This window comes from Microbacterium sp. Se5.02b, from assembly GCF_019464375.1.
Classification (GTDB): domain Bacteria; phylum Actinomycetota; class Actinomycetes; order Actinomycetales; family Microbacteriaceae; genus Microbacterium.
Window position 1 is genome coordinate 3,765,102 of record NZ_CP080491.1, and the last position, 23,942, is coordinate 3,789,043.

Here is a 23,942-nt window from a genome sequence, read left to right on the forward strand (position 1 = left end):
GTCGACGCCCTGCGTAGCGTGAAAGGCATGACGACAGGAATGCTCGAACTCTCCGGCATCACCAAGAGCTACGGCTCTCGGCGCGTGCTCGACGACGTCTCCTTCACGGTCGCCCCCGGGCGACTCACGGGCTTCGTCGGCGGCAACGGCGCCGGCAAGACCACCACCATGCGGATCGTCCTGGGGCTGCTGTCCTCCGACGGCGGCCGGGTCGACCTCGACGGCGCACCGATCACCGCCGAGGACCGCCGTCGTTTCGGGTACATGCCCGAGGAGCGCGGCCTGTACCCCAAGATGAAGGTGCTCGAGCAGATCGTCTACCTCGCGCGCCTGCACGGTTTCGGCAAGCAGGACGCCGCGGACCGGGCGACCGCCCTGCTCACGGAACTCGGCCTGGGCGAGCGGCTGAACGACACGATCGAGTCGCTGTCGCTCGGAAACCAGCAGCGGGCGCAGATCGCCGCGTCGCTGGTGCACGACCCCGAGGTGCTGATCCTCGACGAGCCGTTCTCCGGCCTCGACCCGCTCGCGGTCGACGTGGTCGCTGGCGTCCTGCAGTCCAGCGCGGCGAAGGGCGCGTCGATCCTGTTCTCCTCGCACCAGCTCGATGTGGTCGAGCGTCTGTGCGACGACCTCGTCATCCTCGCCGGTGGCACGATCCGCGCGGCAGGGTCGCGTGACGGGCTTCGCGCCGAGCACGCCCGCGACCGGTACGAGCTGGTGTCGGCGGGGGATGCGGGCTGGCTGCGCACCGAGCCCGGTGTGACGGTGGTCGACTTCGAGGGCGGATACGCGCTCTTCGACGCGGACGGCGCCGAGACGGCCCAGCGCGTGCTCCAGTCCGCCGTGCAGCGTGGTGATGTCGCCAGCTTCGCCCCCAAGCATCCGTCCCTCGCCCAGATCTTCAAGGAGGTCATCCAGTGAGCACCCCCGCCCCCGTTCGCAGCTCGAACGGCATCTGGCTCGTCGCCGAGCGCGAGATCGGATCGAAGCTGCGCAGCAAGGCCTTCCTGATCTCGACCGGAATCCTCCTGATCCTCGCTCTCGCGGGCATCGTCCTCGGCGGTTTCGCGAGCAAGAACACCGACACCACGCCGATCGCCGCGACCGCGGAGACCGCGTCGGCCGTCTCCGCCATCCCGAACGTCGAAGTGACGACGGTGGCCGACGAGGCCGAAGCCGAGCAGCTCGTGCGCGACGACAAGGTCGACGCAGCCGTGCTTCCGGGCGACGGGCCTTCGGGCTACACGATCATCGCGCTGCAGGATGCTCCCGGCTCGATCGTGTCCGCCCTGTCGATCTCTCCCGAGGTCGTGATCCTGGAGCCGGCGACGACGAACCCCCTGCTGCGGTACTTCATCGCCATCGCGTTCGGACTCGTGTTCATGATGGCCGCCGCGACGTTCGGCGGGACGATCGCGCAGAGCATCGTCGAGGAGAAGCAGACCCGTGTGGTCGAGGTGCTGCTGTCGGCCATCCCCGCTCGCACGCTCCTCGCGGGCAAGGTGATCGGCAACACGGTGCTCGCGATGGGGCAGATCCTCGCGCTCGCAGCGGTGGCCACGATCGGGCTGATCGTCACAGGTCAACGCGAGGTGCTCACGACTCTCGGGGCGCCGATCATCTGGTTCGCGGTGTTCTTCCTGTTCGGCTTCATCCTGCTGGCGGCGATGTTCGCGGCTGCGGCGTCGATGGTGTCGCGCCAGGAGGACATCGGCTCCACGACCACGCCGATCACGATGCTGATCATGGCGCCGTACATCCTCGTCATCGTCTTCAACGACAACCCGCTCGTGCTGACGATCATGTCGTACGTGCCGTTCTCGGCTCCGGTCGGCATGCCGATGCGCCTCTTCGTGGGCGAGGCGCAGTGGTGGGAGCCGTTGCTGAGCCTGGTGATCCTGCTCGCGAGCTGCGTGGCCGCGATCGTCATCGGCGCGAAGATCTACGAGAACTCTCTGCTGCGCATGGGATCCCGCGTCAAGCTCAAGGACGCGCTGCGCGGCTGACGCCGGAACCGAGAAGCCCCCTGCTCCGCGTCGCGCGGACCAGGGGGCTTCGTCGTCCGACCCGGGTCAGGTCAGATCACACCGTCGGCGAGCGTGGTGGGGTTGCCGAAGCGGTGGTTCGTGATCGAGACGGCCTGCTCGTGCAGGAACGGCAGCATCTCGACGCGGCCGGCGCCGGTCACCGCGTGCGACCAGACCGCGACGTCCGGGCTCCCGCCGAGTTCCTCGAACAGTGCCGACGCGTCACCGCCGACCAGACGCACGCGCTGCCACGAGTTCGCCGCCTTGGCATAGCGCTTAGCCCATACGGCATCCGACTCGTGCTTGACGGTCACACCGTGCGCGCAGCGCCTTCTCGACGCGCGAGGGCAGTGCGGGAGCCGAGACCGTGAACGGGCTGCCGCTGCGCAGGGCGGCCGCGAGCACACGGATGCCGTCGACCACGGCTGCGTCCTCCGCGATGCGCACGTCGACCGCGACGGGCCGGTACCGGAAGAGGTTGCGCTCGACGCCGAGGCCGGACTTGTCGCTGACGGCGCCGAACTCGTCGATCCACGCCCGCTCGTCCGATGCGGCAGCGCGCTGCAGCCAGTCCGCCTCAGCCGCATCGACCTCGGCACCGGCCGCGTCGAGCAGTGCGCCGACGGCCGGAGCCACCGCGGCTCCTGGAGCGACCGCGGGAAGCTCCGCCGGACGCCACTCCCCCAACCCGAAGAGGTAGTTCGGTCCACCGGCCTTGGCGCCGGCACCGACAGCCGAGCGCTTCCATCCCCCGAACGGCTGACGCTGCACGATCGCGCCGGTGATGCCGCGGTTCACGTACAGGTTGCCCGCCTCGACGCGGTCGAGCCAGGTGGCCACCTCGTCGGAGTCGAGCGAGTGGATGCCCGCGGTGAGGCCGTAGTCGACCGCGTTCTGGAGTCGCAACGCCTCGTCCAGGTCTTCGGCGTGCATGATGCCGAGCACCGGGCCGAAGAACTCGGTCAGGTGGAAGTACGAGCCCTCGCGCACACCGGTCTTCACGCCGGGCGTCCACTGCTTTCCTTCGTCGTCGAGCTTGCGCGGCTTCACCAGCCAGCGCTCACCCTTCTCCAGCTTCGTCAACGCGGTCAGGAGCTTGCCGTTCGCCGGCTCGATGATCGGACCCATCTGTGTGGCAGGGTCATCGGGCAGGCCGACGCGCATCGAGGTCACGGCGTCTACCAGCTGACGCTCGAACCGCTTCGAGTCGGCGACGGAGCCGACGAGGATCGCGAGCGACGCGGCGGAGCACTTCTGCCCCGCGTGCCCGAATGCGCTGCGCGCCACATCGGCGGCGGCGAGGTCGAGGTCGGCGGAGGGGGTGACGATGATGGCGTTCTTGCCGCTGGTCTCGGCGAGCAGCGGCAGGTCGGAGCGGAACGAGCGGAACAGCTGTGCGGTCTCATACGCTCCCGTGAGGATCACCCGGTCGACGGTCGGGTTCGCGATCAGACGGGTGCCGAGGTCGCGCGAGGCGAGGTCGACGAGCACGAGCAGGTCTCGCGGCACCCCGGCGGCCCAGAGCGCCTCGACCATCACGGCCCCGCAGCGCTGGGTGAGCTTGGCGGGCTTGATGACGACCGCTGACCCCGAGGCCAGACCGGCGAGCACGCCCCCTGCGGGGATCGCGACCGGGAAGTTCCAGGGAGGGGTGACCACGGTGACCTTCGACGGCACGAACTCGGCCCCGGACACGGCCTCGAGGTCTTTCGCCCGCTCGGCGTAGTAGTGCGCGAAGTCGATGGCCTCGCTGATCTCGGGGTCGGCCTCGGCGATGGTCTTGCCCGCCTCGTGCGCCATGATCTCGATCAGCTGACCACGGCGCGCGGCGAGCTCGTCTCCGGCGCGGTGCAGCACGGCGGCGCGGTCGGCGGCCGGCAGCGCGGCCCACTTCTCGGCGGCCGCGGTCGCCGCGGCGAAGATGCCGTCGAGCTCGGCATCCGTCTCGACCTTGGCGATCGCGATCGTGTCGATGCCCAGCGTCGACGAGACGGAGCGCTGCAGGATCTCGCGCCCCCAGGTGCGGTTCGCGCCGAGCGCCGGGTCGGTGTCGGCCTGGTTCGCGAAGCCGGTCGTCGTGCCGGCGGGCGTCTCCGCGGTGCGGTCCTGCACACGGTGGGGTGCCGGCACGGCGCGGTCGAGTTCGAGGGCGGCGAGCGAGCGCTCGAAGCGCTCACGCTCCCGGGTCAGCAGTGTGGGGTTCGAGGCCAGCTCGAACACCGCCGACATGAAGTTCTCGGAGCTGGCGTTCTCTTCGAGGCGGCGCACGAGGTACGCGATCGCCACGTCGAACTCGGCCGGGTTCACGACCGGCGTGTAGAGCAGGAGCCGCCCGACGTCCTTGCGCACGGCCTCGGCCTGGCCGGTCGCCATGCCCAGGAGCATCTCGTACTCGACGGCATCCGTGACGCCGCGGGCCTTGGCGAGCAGCCATGTGTAGGCGATGTCGAACAGATTGTGCCCGGCGATGCCGATGCGTACGGCATCCAGTCGCTCGGGGGTCATCGCCCAGTCGAGCACCCGCTTGTAGTTGGTGTCGGACTCCTGCTTGGTGCCGTAGGTTGCCAGCGGCCAGCCGTGGATCTTCGCGTCGACCTCTTCCATGGCCAGGTTCGCACCCTTCACCACACGCACCTTGATCGGCGCCCCACCCTTGGCGCGACGCGCCGTTGCCCACTCCTGCAGGTGCTGCATGGCCCCGAGGGCGTCGGGCAGATAGGCCTGCAGCACGATGCCGGCCTCGAGGTTCTCGAGCCCCGGCTGGTCGAGGATGCTCGTGAAGGCCGCGATCGTCAGGTCGAGGTCGCGGTACTCCTCCATGTCGAGGTTGATGAACTTGGCCTTGCCCTTTGCCTCGGCCGTCGCGGCGAGTTCGTAGAGCGGGGTGAGCTTCTCGACGACATCGGCCACGGCCTCGTCGAACGACCACATCGACAGCTGGCTCACGACGCTGGAGACCTTGATCGACACGTAGTCGACGTCGTCTCGGGCCAGGAAGTCACGGGTGCCCTGCAACCGATGCCCGGCCTCACGCTCGCCGAGCACCGCCTCGCCGAGCAGATTGAGGTTCAGGCGGTTGCCGCTCTTGCGCAGCTTGGCGATGGCGGGACCGAGCTTCGCCGGAGTGGCGTCGAGCACGAGGTGGCCCACCATGGCGCGCAGCACACGGCGGGAGATCGGCACCACGACTCCGGGGAGCTTGGGCGCCCAGAACCCGCCGGTCTTGATCGCGGCACGCAGATACCCCGGCAGCAGAGTCGGGGTGATCTCCGAGATCTCGGCGAGTGTGCGGCCCGCGACGCGCAGATCTTCCGGACGCATCACGCCGTCGACGAAGCCGACCGTGAACGCGAGGCCGTTCGGGTCCTTGAGCACTTCGGACAGGCGCTGGGCGGCCGGCTCGACGGGGTGGGTCTCACTCTCGACGAGCCAGCGCTGCACGAGGGCTGCGACGTCTTCGGTACGGGGGGTGGTGTCATCGATGACGGTCATGGACGGGAACCTTCCGGGCAGGCGCACACCGGGGTTTCGTGTGCGGCTGGATCATTGTCCTGCCGGTCGCTAGGCTCCGTCTATCAACCGATTTGCGTGAATTCTGTTCACTCGAACTGAACGAACGGAAGCGCGATGCTCGACGTCAACCGCCTGCGCATGCTCGTGGAACTCTCCCGCCGTGGAACCCTCTCGGCCGTCGCCGACGCGCTCTCCTACAGCAAGGCCTCGGTGTCGCAGCAGCTGAGCGCGCTGGAGCGCGATGTGGGAGTGCCCCTGCTGCGCCGCGTCGGGCGCGGAGTGCAGTTCACGCCGCAGGGGAACGTGCTGGTCGCCGAGGCGATCGGCATCCTCGATCAGCTCGAGCACGCCGAGGTCGCCGTCGCCGAGTCCCTCACCGAGGTCACGGGAACCGTGCGCATCGCGGTGTTCCAGTCGACGGCGCACTCGCTCCTGCCCCGAGCCCTCGCATCGCTCAAGGTCCGGCACCCCGCACTGCGGGTCGAGGTCACCGAGTGCGATCCCGAGACCGGGTTGGTCGGGGTGTCCAGCCGCGACTTCGATCTGATCCTCGCCGAGCAGTATCCGGGGCGCACGCGCCCGATCCATGCCGACCTCGACCGCGTGGTGCTCGCGCACGATGCGATCGCGCTCGCGCGCCGCCCCGGCTCGCCCGCGCACGCGGATGCCGCCGCCGCCCTGTCGTCGACCCGTGACGAGCCGTGGGTGCTCGAGCCCGCCGGCACCGCCTCCCGGGCCTGGGCGGAGCAGCTCTGTCGCACGGCGGGATTCGAGCCCGACGTCCGCTTCGAGATCGCCGACCTCACCGCGCACGTGCGGCTGATCCACGCCGGCCTCGCGGTCGGTCTCCTGCCCGAGCTCGTCTGGGCCGGGGACACCCCGACCGTCGACCTGGCCCCGCTCCCCCATGCGCCACGGCGCGAGATCTTCTCCTCGGCACGGCGCGTGTCGGCGGACGCGCCCTCGATCAGGGCGGTGCGCAGCGCACTGACCGACGCGGCGTCGCACGATCTGCCGATCTGAGATCCCGCGACATCGGGGAATATGCATGCACATGCATCTGTTTGCTCCCGTGTACCCGGACGAAGGAGTCCGATCCACTCCTTCCGAAAGGCACTTCTGTGAGCACTCCCGTCATCGACCGCACCGCACCGACCGAGCACCCCGTCCTCGACGTCCTCGCCGGCCGCTGGAGCCCTCGTGCCTTCGACGCGCAGAACTCGATCGACGAGGCCAAGCTCGCCACCGCTCTCGAGGCCGCCCGCTGGAGCCCTTCCGCCAACAACACCCAGCCCTGGCGCTTCATCGTCGCCCGCCGCGGAACGGCCCTGCACGCCCAGGTCGTCGATGCACTGATGGGCTTCAACCAGGCATGGGCCGGCAACGCCGCGGTGCTCGTGGTCGCGATCGCCGAGACGGCCGCAGCCGACGGCACGCCGATCACCCACGCGCTCTACGACCTCGGCCAGGCCGTCGCGCACTTCTCTGTGCAGGCCCACCACGACGGACTCCTCGTGCACCAGATGAGCGGCTTCGACCCGGAGGTCGTCCGCGAGTTCGCCGACCTCGAGCCCCGGTTCGTCCCCGTCACGGTCTTCGCCGTCGGCGAGTTCGGCGACATCGAGGCCCTTCCCGAGGTGCTGCAGCAGCGTGAGGTCGCCCCGCGCGTGCGCCGCCCGATCGACGAGACGGTGGTCCTGAGCGCCTGACGCGCGCTTCTGTCGACGGGGCCTCCGGAGTGTCCGGGGGCCCCGTTAGCGTGTGCGGATGGATATTCTCCGCATCACCGGCGCGCGGACGAACAACCTCCGCGACATCTCCCTCGACATCCCCAAGAAGCTGCTCACCGTCTTCACCGGCGTCTCCGGATCGGGCAAGTCTTCGCTCGTGCTCGATACGGTCGCCGCCGAGGCGCAGCGACTCGTCAACGACTCGTATTCGACCTTCATCCGCGCCCGACTCCCGCAGCTGCCCGCACCCGACGTGCAGGCCATGGACGGGCTGACCTTCACCGTCCTGATCGACCAGCGCCGGTTCACGGGCAACGCACGCTCGACCGTGGCGACCGCGACCGACCTGGCCTCTCTCGTGCGCCTGGTCTTCTCGCGGGTCGGCGAGCCGTCGGCCGGCTACTCCCCGGCGTACTCGTTCAACGACCCGTCCGGCATGTGCCCGACCTGCGAGGGCCTCGGCACCGTGTACGACATCGATATCGATGCGCTCATCGACCCCGAGAAGAACATCGACGAGGGGCCGGTGCGGTTCAGCCTGTTCCGCCCCGGCGTGTACCGCTGGAAGCGCTTCGCCTACTGCGGACTGTTCGACCGCGAGAAACCGTTGAAGGACTACTCGGTCGAGGAGATGGATCAGTTCCTCTACGCCGACAAGCTCAAGCTCGACGACCCCGATCCGCGGTTCCCGCAGAGCGCCCGGTTCGACGGCGTGATCACCCGGATGCGCGACGTGTTCCTGAAGCAGCGGCCGGTGAAGATGTCGGCCTCGGTGCGCGAGGAGCTCGACCGGCTCGTGACCCGCCACACCTGCCCGGATTGCGACGGCGCGAGGGTGAACGAGGCAGCGCGGACGAGCCTGATCGACGGACGCTCGATCGTGGAGTGGATGCGGCTGCCGGTGGCCGAGCTGCACTCCCTGCTCGGCGCCTTCGACGATCCGCGGGTGGCACCGGCTGTCGAGGGCATCCGTCACGTGCTCGACGCCCTCCTCTCGGTCGGGCTCGGCTATCTCACGCTCGACCGCGAATCGGCGACCCTGTCCGGCGGAGAGGCGCAGCGCGTCAAGATCGTGCGCCACCTGGGCAGCGCACTGACCGACGTGACCTACGTGTTCGACGAGCCGAGCACCGGGCTGCACCCCGCCGACATCCAACGCCTCGTCGCCCTGCTGCAGCGGCTGCGCGATGCGGGCAACACGATCCTCGTCGTCGAGCACCATCCGCAGGTGATCGCGGTCGCCGACCATGTGGTCGACCTCGGTCCCGGTGCGGGCTCTGCCGGAGGCATCGTGCAGTTCGAGGGGACGCCCGCAGCGCTGCGTGGCAGCGAGACGCTGACGGGACGGGTCCTCGCCGAGCCGCTGCGGGTCCGAGACACGGCTCGCGCGCCCTCGGGCCAGGTCACCGTGCGGGATGCGCGCTCGCACAACCTGAGCGGGTTCGATGTCGACGTCCCGCTGGGCGTGCTCACCGCGATCACGGGGGTCGCGGGCTCCGGCAAGAGCTCCTTCGCCACGGTGGAGCTGCCGCGCCAGCATCCCGAGTTCACGGTCGTGGGTCAGGACCCGCTGCGTGGCGGCGCCCGATCGACGACCCTGAGCATCCTGCGGATCGCAGACACCGTGCGCGAGGTGTTCGCGGCCGCTTCGGGCCTCGACCCGTCGTGGTTCAGCTTCAACTCGCGCGGTGCGTGCCCCACCTGCCGCGGACGCGGGCACATCACGACCGAGCTTGCGTTCCTCGACGATGTCTCGCTGCCCTGCGACGCATGCGGCGGCCTGCGCTTCAATCCGAAGGCGCTCGGCGTGCGGGTCGACGGCGCCTCGATCGCCGACGTCCTCGCATCGACACCTGCCGAGGCCCGCGAGCTGTTCTCCGCGCATCCCGACGTCGTGTCGGCACTGGACTGGGTGCAGCGCACCGGCCTGAGCTACATCCCGGTCGGGCGCTCACTCGACACCTTCTCGGGCGGCGAGAAGCAGCGGCTGCTCCTCGCCCGGCATCTCAGCGACCCGCGGCGCGACCCCGCCGACCGGATCATCCTCGACGAGCCGACGTCGGGTCTGCATCCGACCGACGTCGACACGATCAACATCCTCTTCGACGATCTGCTCGACGAGGGCGCGACCCTGGTCGTCGTGGAGCACAACCTCCGGGTGGTCTCGCGCGCGGACCACGTGATCGACATCGGTCCCGGCGCCGGGTCGGACGGTGGTCGGCTGATCTTCGCCGGCACCCCCGCGGAGATCCTGCGCGACGACGACTCGCTCACCGGAAAGGCTCTCGCCGTCGCATCCAGCCCGCACTCGTGAACCGGATCAGTCGTCGAGCAGCTCGGCCTCGATCACCTCGTCCTCATCCTCGGACGAGGGCTCGGGATCGGGCGTCGCCGAGGTGAGCACGAGGCCCATCCCGTCGGCGGCCACGTCGACGCGGACGGTGTCGCCGTCGTGCACGTTGCCCGAGAGCAGCGCGGTCGCCAGCTTGTTCTGCACCTCGCTCTGGATGAGCCTGCGCAGCGGCCGGGCGCCGAACATCGGGTCGTAGCCGCGCTCCGCGAGCCAGGCCCGAGCGTCAGGCGTGACCGCGAGCGTCAGCCGACGGTCGCGCAGACGGTCGTGCAGCTGATCGACCGACAGCTCCACGATCTGCGCGAGGTCGTCCTCGCTGAGCGCCGAGAACATCACGATGTCGTCGAGCCGGTTCAGGAACTCCGGACGGAAGGCCTGACGCACCAGCGCCATGACCTGCTCGCGCTTCTCGTCGGGCGACAGCACGGGGTCGATCAGGATCGGGGACCCCAGGTTCGACGTGAGGATCAGGATCACGTTCGAGAAGTCGACCGTGCGTCCCTGACCGTCGGTCATTCGACCGTCGTCGAGCACCTGCAACAGCACGTCGAACACCTCGGGGTGCGCCTTCTCGACCTCGTCGAGCAGGATCACGCTGTACGGACGGCGCCGCACGGCCTCGGTCAGCTGACCTCCCTGCTCGTAGCCGATGTACCCGGGAGGGGCGCCGACGAGGCGGGACACCGAGTGCTTCTCGCCGTACTCCGACATGTCGATGCGCACCATGGCGTGCTCGTCGTCGAAGAGGAACTCCGCGAGCGCCTTGGCCAGCTCGGTCTTTCCGACACCGGTCGGTCCGAGGAACAGGAACGAACCGGTCGGTCGGCCGGGGTCGCTGATGCCCGCACGCGAACGACGGACAGCGTCGGACACCGCCTTCACGGCATCCTTCTGTCCGATCAGACGCTTGCCGAGCTCGTTCTCCAGGTGGAGCAGCTTCTCACCCTCGCCCTGAAGGAGACGCCCGACGGGGATGCCGGTCCATGCCGCGATCACGGCGGCGATGTCTTCCTCCGTGACCTGCTCGTTGACCATGCGCGGTTCCGCCGGCGTCGCGGCCTCGGCCTGCTCTGCCTCGGCGATGTCGCGCTCGAGCCGTTTGATGGTCTCGTACTCGAGCTTCGACGCCTTGGTGTAGTCGGCGTTGCGCATCGCGAGGTCGCGCTGGGTGATCGCGTCGTCGAGCTGCTTCTTCAACTCGCCGACCCGGTTGAGACCCTGACGCTCGCGCGCCCATCGGGCCTCGAGTTCGGCCAGCTGCTTCTCCATGCCCACGAGCTGCTCGCGCAGGGTGCCGAGACGCTCCTTCGAGGCCGCGTCCTTCTCGCGCTTGAGGGCGAGCTCCTCGAGCTTCATGCGGTCGACCTGGCGCTTGAGCTGGTCGATCTCGACGGGCGAGGAGTCGATCTCCATCTTGAGCCGTGACATCGACTCGTCGATCAGGTCGATGGCCTTGTCGGGGAGTTGGCGTGCGGGGAGATAGCGGTTCGACAGGGCGGCTGCGGCCACGAGAGCGCTGTCGGAGATCGTGACTCCGTGGTGCGCCTCGTACCGGCCCTTGAGGCCGCGGAGGATCGCGATCGTGTCCTCGACCGTGGGCTCGCCGACGTACACCTGCTGGAAGCGCCGCTCGAGTGCGGCGTCCTTCTCGATGAACTCGCGGTACTCGTTGAGCGTGGTCGCACCGATCAGACGCAGCTCACCACGGGCCAGCATCGGCTTGAGCATGTTGGAGGCCGCGACCGAACCCTCGCCGCCGCCCGCGCCCATCAGCACGTGGAGCTCGTCGATGAACGTGATGACCTGCCCGTCGGACTCGGTGATCTCCTTGAGGACCTGCTTCAGCCGCTCTTCGAACTGGCCGCGGTACATCGCGCCGGCCACGAGGGCGGAGATGTCGAGCGTGACCAGCTCCTTGTCCTTGAGGGATTCGGCGACGTCACCCGCGACGATGCGCTGAGCGAGACCTTCCACGACGGCGGTCTTGCCGACGCCGGGCTCTCCGATGAGCACGGGGTTGTTCTTCGTGCGGCGGGTGAGCACCTGGCTGACACGACGGATCTCGCTGTCGCGTCCGATCACGGGGTCGAGCTTGCCTTGGCGGGCACGGTCGGTGAGGTTGATGCCGAACTGCTCGAGGGCGGATTGCTGGTCTTGATTCTGGGAACCGGTCTGCGGGGTGGTCATGCGCTCCTCCTGGGGATGCTCCTTCTGGTCGCCCCTGGCCCGCCAAGTCGGGGAGCCAGGTCAAAAGTTGAGTGGTATTGACTCAAGTTTAACACTCACCGGATCGCTCCTCCAGCCCTGCTCAGCGCTCCCGCGCGATGGCATCCCAGATCGCGGCTGCGACGAGACGCTTGGACCCTGACGCGGCGCCGGCATCCACACCGTCGGGCCCGAGGATGTGCACGGCGTTCTCCGCGCTCTCGAAGCCGCGCGCCCAGCCCACCGCGTTCACGACCAGCAGATCGACACCCTTGCGCTGCTGCTTGCGGCGGGCGCGCGCGAGAAGCTCGGCATCGTCTTCCGGGGTCTCTGCGGCGAAACCGACGACGAACTGGCCCGGTCGTCGCGTCGAGGCGAGCGCCGCCACGATGTCCTCGTTCTCCGCGAGTTCGATCGGGGGCACTCCTCCGCCCTCCTTGGTGAGCTTGCGCTCCGACACCTCGACGGGCCGATAGTCGGCGACTGCGGCGGCCATCACGACCACGTCGGCCCCGAGCGCCTCGCGCTTCATCGCGTCGGCGAGCTCGGCGGCGGCGCCGACCGTGACGATACGGATCGCCGGATGCCGCGCCTCGAGCAGGACGTCGCCGGAGACGTTCGCCGCCACCAGGGTCACCTCGGCTCCGCGGGCGGCGGCCTCCGCGGCGAGCGCGACCCCTGCCTGCCGCTGGAGCGATTGCCGAGGAAGCGCACGGGATCGATCGGCTCCCGCGTGCCACCGGCCGACACCACGACGCGCACACCCATGAGGTCGCCGGGGTGAGCAGCGCCTGCGCCGCCGCGAAGATCTCCTCGGGTTCCGACATCCGCCCCGGACCGCTGTCGCCGCCGGCGAGCTCGCCGTCGGCGGGTCCCACGATGTGCACACCGCGTTCCCGCAGCGTCGCGATATTGGCCTGCGTCGCCCTGTTCCGCCACATCTCCGCGTGCATGGCGGGGGCGACCAGCACCGGAGCCTCTGTGGCCAGCAGGGTCGTGCCCAGGAGGTCGTCTGCGAGCCCCGCGGTGATCTTGGCGATGGAGTTCGCGGTCGCCGGAGCCACGATCACGAGGTCCGCGGCCTGCCCGAGAGCCACGTGCCGCACCTTGGCCACGTCGTCGTGCACGCTCGTGGTGACCGGGTGCCGGCTGATCGCCTCCCACGTGGGCAGCCCGACGAAGCGCAGCGCATCTTCGGTGGGCACCACGGTCACGTCGTGCCCACCCTTCGTGAGCAGGCGCACCAGGTGCACCGTCTTGTACGCGGCGATGCCGCCTGTGACTCCGACGACGATGTTCACGTCTCGATTCTGCCCCAGCATCCGCCGCCGCGGGCCGACGGGAGCATCCTCGACCTAGACTGGCACCCGTGTGCACGGTCGTGATCGATGTCGAGAATGCCGGATCCGCACGATTGCTCGCGGTCCGCGATGAGGACCCGCTGCGGGCCTGGGACTCCCTCGGCGCCTGGTGGCCCGAGGACTATCCCGGCGTGATCGGCATCCGCGATCGCCGCGCAGGTGGTGCGTGGCTCGCCGCGAACCCCGGGGAGCGGCGGCTCGCCGTGCTGCTGAACCGGGCGGATGTGCGCGACCTGCCGGACGGGCGGGCCGTCTCCCGTGGCGCCCTCGCCCTCGAATCGGTGAAGGGCCGCTCGCCGATCGCACCGCTGTCGATGCACGGCTTCAACCTGCTCGAAGTCGGCCCCGACGGCGCACGCGTGTTGTCGTGGGACGGGGTCGAACTGCGGGAGACCCGCATCGCCCCCGGGACGCACATGATCGCGCACGACGATCTCGACGACGCGACGACCCCGCGGATCGAGGCCTGGCTGCCGGAGTTCCGCGCTCTCGGCCCGACCGCGGATAGCCCGGACTGGACGGCGGAATGGACGGCGCTGCTCGCCTCTTCGGCGGCGCTCCCCCAGAAGACGACAGGGCGATCATCCGCGACAACCGCCCGCACGGCTACCCGACGCAGTCACTGCTGTACTGCATCGCCTCCGTCACCGCCGAGGGCGTCGAGGTGCGCGACGTCACCCTCCCCTCGCCCGCGCACTGGGGCGGGTAGCCGAGGCGGTAGCCGCCCCGATCAGGCCGCAGGCACCGACGACTCCTCGGCGCACGAGAACCGCGCGCGATAGGCCGTCGGGGTGAGCCCGAGCACTCGCGAAGTTCTGCCGGAGCACGGCCGCCGACCCGAACCCGCATTCGTCGGCGATGTGGTCGAGGGGGAGGTCGGTGCGCTCCAGCATCCGCTGCGCGTGGATGATGCGCTGGCGCGCGAGCCAGGCGGCGGGGGTGGCCCCGTACTCGGCCTTGAACCGTCGCGCGAACGTGCGCGGCGACATCAGGGCCCTCGCCGCGAGCTGGTCGACGCCCAGGTCGTCGCGCAGATGAGCGACCGCCCAGTCGGCGACGGCGGCGAGCGAGTCGGTGGGCACGACGGGGATGGGACGGTCGATGAACTGCGCCTGCCCTCCGTCGCGCTGCGGGGGACCACCATGCGGCGGGCGATGCGATTGGTGAGCTCGGCCCCCACCTCCTGTCGGAGCAGGTGCAGGCACGCGTCGATCCCGGCCGCCGTCCCTGCACTGGTGATGATCTTGCCGTCCTGCACGAACAGCACGTCGGGGTCGATGTCGATCTGCGGGTACATGTCGGCCATGACGTGGGCGTACATCCAGTGCGTGGTCGCACGGCGTCCGTCGAGCACGCCGGCGGCGGCCAGGATGAACGACCCGCTGCACACGCTCATCACCCAGGCCCCGCGTTCGACCGCACGCCGGGCGACGTCGAGCAGAAGCGGGTCGATGTCGCCCCAGCGCTCCCGCGGCAGCGGGCAGAACACCACGAGGTCGGCTTCGTAGGCGTAGGCCAGATCGTGCTCGACGTTGATCGAGAAGCCGATCTTCGACGTCACGACGCCCGCGCGGGGAGCGACGATGCGGAAGTCGAAATTCGGCACTCCGTCGTCGGCGCGATCGAGACCGAACGCCTCGCAGGCGACGCCGAACTCGAAGGGCGCGAAACCGTCTTGGACGACGCAGGCGACAGTTTTCATGCAGATGCTCCCGATTGGCAGTTTTCGTTTGTTCAGAGTCTATTCTGCCACTCGTGGCGTTTCAACACCGAACGTAGCGTTTCTGCCATGTTCCTCATCCTCGCTCTCCTCCTCCTCGCCCTGTGGGCCATCGTCGCCACCGTCGTCGAACTCCGCCGCGACGGCTATCGCCGCACTCCGACCGACTGGACCCGCGTCGCCGAACGCGACATCGTCCAGCAGGCCGAGTCCGGCCACACCTACCGCTGACCGGCACGCTCCCTCCGACGCCGTGGAGCAGACGGGGCTACGCTCGTCGTCATGAGCGAGCCGCAGCAGCCTCCCGTTCCCCCCACCGGCCCCGTCGAACCCGCTGGTCCCGTGGAACCGCAGCAGCCGGCCTCGCCTCCGCCCGCCACCCATCTCCCCGCGGCTCCGCAATACCCCACCGGCCCGCACCACCCCGCCGGCCCGGACCACCCCGCCGGCCCGGACCACCCCGCCGGCCCGGAAGGCCATCCCGCCGCGACCGCCCCGGCACCCCACGCGTATCCGACGGCGTATCCGACCGCCTTTCCGGCATCCACCTCTGCCATCCCGCCGGCGTACGCGACGCCGGGGACCGGATTCCCCGGGCACGTCCCACCCCAGGGGCAGGGGCGCGCAGCCAACCCGCTCGGCGTCACGGCGTTCGTGATCGCCGTGGCCACTCTCGCAGTGAACTTGCTCAGCTCCCTGGCACGGCCCTTCGTCTACGGGGGCGGTGGTGCCTTCGAGTTCATGCTCGCGCTCGACAACGGAATCGGGATCCTCAGTTTCTTCGCCTACGTCGTCGCCCTCGTGCTGGGACTGATCGCGGTGCGCCGTTCCCCGTCACGGCTGCTCACCGGCATCGCCATCGGCGTCGCGGGAGCCGGTGCCGTCGGCCTCGTGTTCACGGGACTCACGATCGGGCTGTACCAGTACTTCTGAGTCCGCTCCGATACCTCTGAGACCGCTTCGGCTCAACCAGCGGCGAGCACCCGGTCGTAGACCTCGATCATCGCGGCGGTGCGCGACGACTGTCGGAACGCCTCCGACACCGCAGCAACCGGAGTGGGCGCAGCCGCGACGGAGATGTCGGATGCGGCGCGCTGCAGTGTCTCCGCGAGCGCAGCGACCCGCTGACTCTCGAGCTCGCGGCCCGACGCGTCGGCGCCGGCATCCGGAACCGCCCAGAGCCCCCGCCCAGCTCGGCGGCGATGTCGGGGTCGCAGATCACGGAGGGCGTGCCGAGCGTGGCGGCCTCGAACGGGGTCATCCCCTGGGTTTCGAAGCCGATCGACGTCTGCACGAGCGCGTCGGCGGCGGCGATCCGCGCCAGAGTCTGCGGGTAGGTGAGGCGGCCGGCGAAGTGCACGCCCGCGTGGCCGGCGACGATCTTCTCCGCAGCTGCGCGCTGCGCCCCGCCGCCGATGACCTCCAGGTCGGCATCGACCCCTGAGGCGACGAACGCCTCGAGGAACGGCAGCAGACGCTTCTCAGGACTCATCCGCCCCAACCACACGAAGCGCGGCCGGCCCGGAGTGCGCTCCGCAGGTGCTGCGGCCAGGATCTCGTCTCGCAGGTCGTCGTCGATGCCGTTCCAGATCACATCGACCCGCGGGAACACGTCATGCTGCTCGAGGCGCGCGGCGAAGTGCGTCGACGGCGCCGTCACGGCGGATGCGCCCGCAGCCAGTCCGCGCAGGAACGCCCAGCCGTCGGTGCCGCGCACCGGGTCGCCGATGCCGCGCATCGCGACGCGTCGCCATGCGTTCAGCACCGCGAGGACCGGGCGGTGCAGCGGGTGACCGCAGCGATCCCGACATCGACACGGTTGTGCATGGTGTGCACGACGGGGATGCCGTGGCGGCGGGCATACCTGTGACCGATGAACGCGCCCCAGAAGTCGGCCTGCACGTGGACCAGGTCGACCGGCGGCCTCCTGGTCATCGCCGAGTCGAGAGTCCGATCGGTCGCGCGGCCCGGCCAGGTCATCGAGTATTCGCGGTCGACCGTGATCGGCATCGACGGGAGGTCGATGGACGCCCCGCCGTGCGAGCCGGACGAGGGACGGGACCCGTGCATCCGCGGCGCGACCACCGTGACGATGTGGCCTGCGCGTTCGAGGAACTCGCGCTGGAGCCGCATCGACACCTGCGCGCCGCCGAGGGAGTCGAGGTGCTGATCGCCGAAGAAGACGATGTGCATGTCAGGCCGCTCTGCTACTCGGGCAACGGCTCGTCGCGGTACAGCGCCTCGAAGGTGTCGAGGGTGCGGTTGATGTCGTGGATCACGACACCGTCGAGCGAGGCCCGCTGCATCCGCTCGTACTCGTCCGGCGACGCGGTGAGCACATCGGTGAGGCGCGCCGCGAGCTCGTCGACATCTCCCGGCGTGAACAGGTACCCGTTCTCGCCGTCGTGCACGAGATGCGGGAGCGCGACGGCATCCGCCGCGACGATGGGCAGGGCCGAGGCCATGGCCTCCATCGTGGCGATCGACTGCAGCTCGGCGATCGACGCGATCACGAACAGGCTCGCGCGAGACAGCAGGGCCCGCAGCTCCTCGTCGGTGGTGCGACCGTGGAAGGTGACACGGTCGGCGAGCCCGAGCTGCGCGGTCAGGTGCTCGAGCTGCTTGCGCTGGTCGCCGCCGCCGACGATGTCGAACGTCGTGTCGAGCGCCGGGTCGAGCTTCGTCATCGCCTGGAGGATGACCTCGACCTGCTTCTCGGCGGTGAGGCGTCCGACGAAGACGATGCGGTTCTTGTCGCGGGGTCCGATGACGGGGGAGTACTGCGTGCGGTCGATGCCGCAGCTGACGGGGATGACACCCTGCACCTCGACGGTCTTCTCGAGGAAGTCGGCGGCGCGACGGGTCGGGGTCGTGATCGCACGCGTGAGATCGAAGGTGCGCTTCGCATCCGCCCAGGCGAACTTCAGGACGAGGTCGTCGATGAACTTCGGCATGGTCGTGTGGTCGAGGATGTTCTCGGCCATGACATGGTTCGTGGCGATCACGGGGATACCGCGCTCGTGCGCGATGCGCGACAGACCGCGGCCGATCACGATGTGCGACTGGATGTGCACGATGTCGGGCTGGACCTGGTCGAGGACTGTGCGCGCGTAGTGCTTGGAGCGCCACGGCCACACGAACCGCAGCCAGTCGTGCGGGGGCCAGCGCACGGAGGGCAGCCGGTGCAGGGTCATCGGCTCGCCCTCGATCACCTCGGTGCGGGCCGGCGTGCGACGGTAGGCCTGGTTGGGGGCGACGACGTGCACGTCATGCCCGCGCTGGACGAGGCCGGCGGCGAGGCGCTCGGCGAACCGTGCGGCGCCGTTGATGTCGGGCGCGAACGTGTCGCAGCCGATCAGGATCTTGAGCGGGCGGGGCGCGGGCTCGGCGGCGGGGCCGCTCGACGGATCGATCGGATCGTCGGAGGAGGTCACAGACATGCTGCCTTACGATGTGGCGGCCAAGGAGAGCCCTGGTCGGGCGCTGGCCACTCTACCCGAGGGCCCTGATCGGACCGCCGAGGCATACCGGCATCCCTTCAGCCTCAGCCAGTAGCGTGGAGCGCATGCGACTGAGCGCCGAGGCCGATCCCCAGCTGTGGATTCCCGTGACGGACTCGCTGGGGTGGAAGGGCCGCCGGCATCGCAAGGCCGCGATCCGGATGCTGCTCGGTCAGGTCAACGCGGCCGTCGGCGCGACGGAACGGCCCGGCTCGCGGTTCGGCGCGTGGGCGATGAGCCAGGCGGCGCCGATGCTCATGAAGCGGGCGGACGGCAGGGTGCTCGTATGGACCTGGAAGGCCGAGCCCGAACTCGTCGTGGCGATGGCGACCGCACAGGTCCTGACGCCGGATGTGCGGATCGCACGGGCCTCGATGCCGATGGACTACGACGACACCGAGTCGTTCCCCACCCGACTGGGCGTGGGCGAGAAGCTGCTCGTGCCGATGCCGCCGTCTCCCGCCTCTCCCCCTTCGCGACCTACACCTGGGACACGGGCACGCACCTGGTAACCCTGACCGCGGTGTGCAGCGCCAAGGAGCGCTTCGGCACCCTGATCGGCGCGCTCGACGACCTCGCGCGCAGCCTCCGCATCGCCGACGATCTCACGGGCGGCGAGTCGCCCGACGTGCTGCGCCTGCCGCCCGCCTGATCTCGCACTCCGACTACACAACTAGTGAAGTCGGGTAACTATGTAGTAGCATCATCATTATGGATCCGCTGCTGCTCGACCGCCTGCTCCAGATCGGCGACCTGTTCCAACGCGACATGGCACGTGCGTTCGAGGGGACGGGACTGACGACGGCGCGGGTCCACCTGCTGTGGACCCTGCAGCACGCGGGCCCGTCCACTCAGAAGACGCTCGCCCGACTGTGCGAGGTCAGTCCCCGCAACATCACAGGGCTCGTGGACGCCCTGGAGGCCACGGGGCACGTCCGGCGCACGCCGCATCCCTCCGACCGGCGAGCGGTGCTGGTCGAGCTGACCGCCTCGGCCTCCGAGACGATGGCACAGATGCAGAAGGAGCACACGGACCTCAATGCGACACTGCTCGCGGCCGTCGCCCCGGAGGACCGCGACGCCGTGGAGCGCGGAGTCTCCGCCATCGCCGCACACCTCGAGCAGCTCGTGGCTCAGGCGGCGGGCGAGCCCACGAAAGACGCCCCATGATCGCCGAGCAGAGCGTGAGCGGAGCGAAGCAGCCGGCTCCGCCGACCGCCCCGACGCGCACCGCCCGCATCGGGAGCCTGCTCCATCGGGCGCTGATCGCCGAGCTGCGCGTGTACTCGAGCATCGGCCGCGCGATCGCGAGACGGCCGGCGGTGCCGGCCGGTGGTACGGGGATCGGCTACCACCGCCCGGTACTGACCGTCCTCCTCATCTTCATCGTGCTCTCCGCCGTCGAGATCCCGATCCTCGACCTGATCGTGCACCCGTGGCCCGCCGTGCGCATCCCGATCCTGATCCTCGGCATCTGGGGACTCACCTGGATGCTGGGGCTGCTGTGCGCGATGCTGCTGCGCCCGCATGCCGTCGGCCCCGACGGCATCCACGTGCGGAGCGGTCTGGAGGTCGACGTCTTCATCCCGTGGGAGGCGGTGGCCTCCGTGGCGATCTCGAAGCGCGTCGACGAGCCGAAGCGGCCGCGCGTGACCGTGTCCGACAAAGGCGCCGAGTACGCGGAGCGGATGCAGGACGAGACGAACATCGAGATCGAACTCGAGCGCCCTCTGGCCGTCCATCTTCCGGGACTCGCACCGCGCGGCGGACAGCACGAGGTCACGAGCATCCGGCTCTGGGCCGACGAGCCTCGCGCGTTCCTCGACGCCGCGCGACCGTTCCTGACCGCCGCGGACTGAGCGGACGACGGGCTGCCGCCAGGAACCCGATCACTCCAGCCCGTGCTCCGCCAGCCACTCCTTCGCGACCGGCGCGGGGCGCGCACGAGCCAAGCATCCGTGATGATCTCCTCGAGTCGGTCCCGGTCGACGACATCGAGACGCACGAGCAGCCCGGCGTAGCCGTCGAAGTGCGGGATCGTGAACAGGTCCTCGGGCTCGGCCGCGAGCAGGGCCTCCTTCTCACCGAGGTCGCCCACGCGCACCGCGAGCACCTTTCCTGACGGCCAGTCCCGTCCGAGCTCGGAGAGCTGACGCAGGTCCGTCGCGCTCGGGCCTCGCATCCACGCGAACTGTCCGCTCCTGACCCGCCACGCAGCCTCGCCGGTGTGTCCGCTCACGGTCTCTTCGACCCCGGGCAGAGCCAGGGCGATCGCGCGCACTTCCTCGATGCTCACCATGCCGTCATCGTCCACCCGGCGGCCCGTCGGCACAACACGGCCGCGCCCGTCACCCCGACGCGCGGGCTCAGCGCACGATGCGGAGCGTGCGCACCTCGAACGGCCGCAGACGCAGGGCGCCCCCGGTCCGCGCATCGTCGATGTCGTCTTCGATCAGAGTCACCTCGCGCACCTCCCGGTGCTCGAAGCCGATCGTCAGCTCTCCGGTCGCACGCCGACCGAGCGCCTCGTACACGCGCACGATCACGTCACCGGAGCCGTCGTCGGCGAGCTTGACCGACGACACCACGATGCCTTCACCCTGCACACTCACCAGGGGCTCGACCTCCCGCGCACCACGCACGACCGTGGGCAGAGCGTTGATGCGGATGCCCTCGGCCGTGGCGATCGCGGCATCCGCGCCGATCACGAAGCCCACCTCGATCTCGTGGTGCCCGTGGTCGGTGTCGGGATCGGGGAACCGCGGGGCACGCAGCAGCGACAGCCGCACGGTCGTCGTCACCGCGTCGTCGGAGACCTCGCGCGCCGTGTCGTACCCGTAGATCGAGTCGTTCACGAGGGCGACACCGAAGTCGTGCTCGCGCACCAGCACGAACCGGTGCATGGAGGTCTCGAACTTCGCCGCCTCCCAGCTGGTGTTCGTGTGCGTGACCCGCGACTGGTAGCCGAACTGGGTCTCGGCCTCGGTGTGCGCGGCCTGGATGTCGAGCGGGAACGCGAGCTTGAGCAGCTTCTCGGTCTCATGCCAGTCGATCTCGTTGCGCAGCAGCACCGTGCGCGACTCGGGCGCGAGGATGATCGTCTGCGCGATGGTCGACTCGGAGAACGGGCGCACGACCACGATCTGCGCGACGCCCTTCACGACGGACGCCTCGATGGACGCGACCGCGGTGATGTCGTCGACGCTGTTGCGGTAGTACCGGTCGATGTCCCACGCATCCCACATGTTGGGGAAGTCCTGGTGCAGCTGGAACAGGTTCGCGGCCCTGCCCTGCGCGACGGCCTCGCGGCCGGTGGCCTTGTCGACGGCCGACACGATCAGACCATCGGCCGAGACGAGCACGGAGACGAGCTCGTTCTCCAGGCGCCAGCCGCCGTCTTCTTCCGTGAGCGAGACCGGCTCCGCCGTGGGCTCCGCCACGAAGGCCGCCCCGAGCGCGCGACCGCGCCCGACCGAGGTCGGATCGAACCGCAGCTCCCGGTCGCCCTCGCCCGCGAGCGAACGGCGGGCGGCGACCGAGATGTCCTCCGCATCCGACAGCACATCGGTCAGCACCGCGACGGCCTCGCGGTGCACCCACGCGATCGATGTACCGGGCAGGATGTCGTGGAACTCGTGCAGCAGCACAGCCTGCCACAGCCGGTCGAGCTCGGCCTGAGGATAGGCGGCGCCGGTGCGCACGGCATCGGTCGCCGCCCACAGCTCGGCCTCGACCAGCGCGTGCTCGGCCCAGCGGTGCAGCGCCTTGGTGGCGTGCTGGCTGGTGAGCGTTCCCCGGTGCAGCTCGAGGTACAGCTCGCCGACCCAGACGGCCGGATGCGGCAGCTCGGCCTTGGCAGCATCGAAGAAGACGTCCGGATGCTCCCACACCACCTGCGCGCTGCCCTCGAGGTCGCGCAGGCGCTCGGCCTTCCCTGTCATCTCGCGCGTCGTGCCGCCGCCGCCGTCGCCCCAGCCGACCGGGGCGATCGACCGCGAGCTGTGCCGGTTCTCCTTGAACTGCCGAGAGGCCTTCGCGACCTCCATGCCGCTCAGCTGCGAGTTGTAGGTGTCCATCGACGGGAAGTGCGTGAACACCTGCGAACCGTCGATGCCCTCCCAGAGGAACGAGTGGTGCGGGAAGACGTTCTGCTGGTTCCACGAGATCTTCTGCGTGAAGAACCACTCGAACCCGGCACGGCGCATCAGCTGCGGCAGGGCCGGCGAGTAGCCGAAGCTGTCGGGCAGCCACACGCCCTTCGACCGGATGCCGAACTCCCGCTCGAAGAACCGCTGCCCGTGCGAGAACTGCCGCACGAGGGACTCGCCCGTGGGCATCACGGTGTCGGACTCGACCCACATGCCGCCCAGAGGCAGGAAGCGCCCTGCGGCGACAGCGGCCTTGACCCGCTCCCACACCTCGGGACGATGCTCCTTGATCCAGGCGTACTGCTGCGCGCTCGACATGCCGTACTGGAAGTCGGGCTGTTCCTCGATGAGCGTCGTCATCGAGGAGGTCGTGCGGGCGACCTTGCGGATCGTCTCGCGCACGGGCCACAGCCACGCCGAGTCGATGTGCGCGTGACCGACGGCCGAGATCCGGTGCGCACTGGCTTCGGCGGGGGCGGCCAGCACCTCGGCCAGTCGGGCACGGGCGTCCGACGCGGTCTCGACGATGCGCTGCAGGTCGAGCACGTCGAGCGCGTCGTCCAGGGCCTGCAGGATGCGCATGCGGCGCGGCGAGGTCGACGGCAGCTCGGCCTGCAGCTCGAACAGCACCTCGAGGTCGAGGGAGAGGTCGAACACCTCCTTCTCGAACACCGCGAGATCGAGCCGCCGGAGCCGATACAGAGGCTCCTTCGAGGAGGTGAGGATGTCGCCCTCCTGCGTCGGGAGGAAGGGGTGGTAGTCGAGGAGGACGGGGTTCGACGCGCCCTCCAGGTAGAGCTCGACGGGCTCGTCGCCGACCGCGCTCTCGGTGATCGGCACCCACTGGTTCCTCGGGTTGATGCTCTTGATGGGCGTCCCGTCCGGGCGGTATGCCAGAGCCTCGCACTGGAAGCCCGTCATGTTCACGTCGAAGCCGAGGTCGATCAGGGCCTCGACGCGACGACCCGCCCATTCCGCCGGCACGCGTCCGGTCAGTCGGAACCACGTCGTCCCCCACGCCGGCCCCCATTGCGCGCCGACGGCTCCGGGTTCGAAGTCGAGCGCCAGACCCTCCGCCGGTGCGATCGGCTCGCTGGGCAGCAGGTGGAGGGCGACGTCCAGCGGCACGGAGGTCGAGTGGATCGCGGGGCGGATCCGTTCTTCGAGGACCCGCTTGACGCGGCCGACGGTGAGGGAGGTGTCGTCATGCATGGGTGTGTTCTCCGGGCTCGACGGTGAGTGCTGGTTCGCGGCGCCGCGCCGTGCGGGCGTCCGGTTGATGCTATCGGATTTACTAAAGCGATCTAGTGATGAGTCTAGATCACCTGTCCCGCGTCTTCCAGAGCGCTAAACCGATCAAGTAGGGTGAGGGACTATGAGTC

The 23,942-nt window shown here is 69.6% G+C and carries 17 protein-coding genes and 4 pseudogenes; 12 read left to right on the forward strand and 9 right to left on the reverse strand.

Annotated features, from left to right (window positions below; genetic code table 11):
* Positions 1-39: 39 nt before the first annotated feature.
* Both K1X59_RS18930 and K1X59_RS18935 read left to right on the forward strand, forming a co-directional pair.
* Positions 40-924 (forward strand): ABC transporter ATP-binding protein, encoded by an 885-nt coding sequence (locus K1X59_RS18930; protein ID WP_183152896.1) that lies wholly within the window; start codon positions 40-42, stop codon positions 922-924.
* Complete coding sequence (locus K1X59_RS18935; protein ID WP_183151187.1) at positions 921-2,009, forward strand: ABC transporter permease; 1,089 nt, start codon at positions 921-923, stop codon at positions 2,007-2,009. Before K1X59_RS18930 ends, K1X59_RS18935 begins: the two co-directional genes overlap by 4 nt.
* Before the next feature lie 71 nt (positions 2,010-2,080).
* On the opposite strand, the pseudogene K1X59_RS18940 reads toward K1X59_RS18935, so the two are convergent.
* Positions 2,081-5,522: pseudogene (locus K1X59_RS18940) on the reverse strand (proline dehydrogenase family protein).
* 135 nt (positions 5,523-5,657) lie between these two features.
* Here K1X59_RS18940 and K1X59_RS18945 point away from each other — a divergent pair.
* The 3 genes from K1X59_RS18945 to K1X59_RS18955 all read left to right on the forward strand — a co-directional run bounded on the left by K1X59_RS18945 (position 5,658) and on the right by K1X59_RS18955 (position 9,587).
* A complete protein-coding gene (locus tag K1X59_RS18945; protein WP_220173719.1) occupies positions 5,658-6,566 on the forward strand; it encodes a LysR substrate-binding domain-containing protein in 909 nt (302 codons plus the stop codon).
* A 98-nt stretch (positions 6,567-6,664) separates the two neighbouring features.
* A complete protein-coding gene (locus K1X59_RS18950) occupies positions 6,665-7,252 on the forward strand; it encodes a nitroreductase family protein (RefSeq protein WP_183151188.1) in 588 nt (195 codons plus the stop codon).
* A 58-nt stretch (positions 7,253-7,310) separates the two neighbouring features.
* Positions 7,311-9,587 carry an excinuclease ABC subunit UvrA gene (locus tag K1X59_RS18955; protein ID WP_220173720.1) on the forward strand — a complete coding sequence of 759 codons (2,277 nt, stop codon included), beginning with the start codon at positions 7,311-7,313 and terminating at the stop codon, positions 9,585-9,587.
* 6 nt (positions 9,588-9,593) lie between these two features.
* Here K1X59_RS18955 and K1X59_RS18960 read toward each other — a convergent pair whose 3' ends face one another.
* Positions 9,594-11,813, reverse strand: coding sequence for an ATP-dependent Clp protease ATP-binding subunit (locus K1X59_RS18960; RefSeq protein ID WP_220173722.1), 2,220 nt, complete (start codon positions 11,811-11,813; stop codon positions 9,594-9,596).
* Between the two features lie 121 nt (positions 11,814-11,934).
* Positions 11,935-13,132, reverse strand: a pseudogene (gene coaBC, locus K1X59_RS18965) (bifunctional phosphopantothenoylcysteine decarboxylase/phosphopantothenate--cysteine ligase CoaBC).
* A gap of 68 nt (positions 13,133-13,200) precedes the next feature.
* Between coaBC and K1X59_RS18970 the strand changes: the two are divergent.
* A complete protein-coding gene (locus K1X59_RS18970) occupies positions 13,201-13,974 on the forward strand; it encodes an NRDE family protein (RefSeq protein WP_244632203.1) in 774 nt (257 codons plus the stop codon).
* On the opposite strand, the pseudogene K1X59_RS18975 reads toward K1X59_RS18970, so the two are convergent.
* A pseudogene (locus tag K1X59_RS18975) lies at positions 13,923-14,894 on the reverse strand (GlxA family transcriptional regulator). The gene K1X59_RS18970 and the pseudogene K1X59_RS18975 overlap by 52 nt on opposite strands.
* An 87-nt stretch (positions 14,895-14,981) precedes the next feature.
* Here K1X59_RS18975 and K1X59_RS18980 point away from each other — a divergent pair.
* Both K1X59_RS18980 and K1X59_RS18985 read left to right on the forward strand, forming a co-directional pair.
* On the forward strand, positions 14,982-15,143 hold the full coding sequence (locus tag K1X59_RS18980) for a hypothetical protein (RefSeq protein ID WP_183151189.1): 162 nt from the start codon (positions 14,982-14,984) through the stop codon (positions 15,141-15,143).
* Between the two features lie 51 nt (positions 15,144-15,194).
* Entirely contained in the window at positions 15,195-15,845 is a 651-nt protein-coding gene (locus K1X59_RS18985; protein WP_220173724.1) for a hypothetical protein, read from the forward strand.
* Positions 15,846-15,912: 67 nt separating this feature from the next.
* Here K1X59_RS18985 and K1X59_RS22060 read toward each other — a convergent pair whose 3' ends face one another.
* The 3 genes from K1X59_RS22060 to K1X59_RS18995 are packed head-to-tail and all read right to left on the reverse strand — an operon-like array spanning position 15,913 to position 18,352.
* A complete protein-coding gene (locus K1X59_RS22060; RefSeq protein WP_258566940.1) occupies positions 15,913-16,677 on the reverse strand; it encodes a glycosyltransferase family 4 protein in 765 nt (254 codons plus the stop codon).
* Positions 16,671-17,105, reverse strand: a complete 435-nt coding sequence (locus K1X59_RS22065) for a glycosyltransferase (RefSeq protein WP_258566941.1) — start codon at positions 17,103-17,105, stop codon at positions 16,671-16,673. The genes K1X59_RS22060 and K1X59_RS22065 overlap by 7 nt, the downstream gene beginning before the upstream one ends.
* A gap of 14 nt (positions 17,106-17,119) precedes the next feature.
* Positions 17,120-18,352, reverse strand: coding sequence for a glycosyltransferase (locus K1X59_RS18995; RefSeq protein WP_183151191.1), 1,233 nt, complete (start codon positions 18,350-18,352; stop codon positions 17,120-17,122).
* A gap of 125 nt (positions 18,353-18,477) precedes the next feature.
* Between K1X59_RS18995 and K1X59_RS19000 the strand changes: the two genes are divergently transcribed.
* Genes K1X59_RS19000 through K1X59_RS19010 form a run of 4 tightly spaced genes read left to right on the forward strand, consistent with a single transcriptional unit; the run spans position 18,478 to position 20,271 of the window.
* Positions 18,478-18,924, forward strand: a complete 447-nt coding sequence (locus tag K1X59_RS19000; RefSeq protein ID WP_309491604.1) for a hypothetical protein — start codon at positions 18,478-18,480, stop codon at positions 18,922-18,924.
* A gap of 11 nt (positions 18,925-18,935) precedes the next feature.
* A complete protein-coding gene (locus K1X59_RS22610) occupies positions 18,936-19,064 on the forward strand; it encodes a hypothetical protein (protein WP_309491605.1) in 129 nt (42 codons plus the stop codon).
* A 59-nt stretch (positions 19,065-19,123) separates the two neighbouring features.
* Positions 19,124-19,582 carry a MarR family winged helix-turn-helix transcriptional regulator gene (locus K1X59_RS19005; protein WP_183151192.1) on the forward strand — a complete coding sequence of 153 codons (459 nt, stop codon included), beginning with the start codon at positions 19,124-19,126 and terminating at the stop codon, positions 19,580-19,582.
* Positions 19,579-20,271, forward strand: coding sequence for a hypothetical protein (locus K1X59_RS19010; RefSeq protein ID WP_183151193.1), 693 nt, complete (start codon positions 19,579-19,581; stop codon positions 20,269-20,271). The genes K1X59_RS19005 and K1X59_RS19010 overlap by 4 nt, the downstream gene beginning before the upstream one ends.
* A 149-nt stretch (positions 20,272-20,420) precedes the next feature.
* On the opposite strand, the pseudogene K1X59_RS19015 reads toward K1X59_RS19010, so the two are convergent.
* Together K1X59_RS19015 and K1X59_RS19020 are read right to left on the reverse strand one after the other, a co-directional pair.
* Positions 20,421-20,846: pseudogene (locus K1X59_RS19015) on the reverse strand (hypothetical protein); the annotation flags it as partial.
* Entirely contained in the window at positions 20,779-23,772 is a 2,994-nt protein-coding gene (locus K1X59_RS19020; protein ID WP_220173725.1) for a glycoside hydrolase family 38 C-terminal domain-containing protein, read from the reverse strand. The gene K1X59_RS19020 and the pseudogene K1X59_RS19015, both read right to left, overlap by 68 nt.
* Positions 23,773-23,942 lie beyond the last annotated feature (170 nt).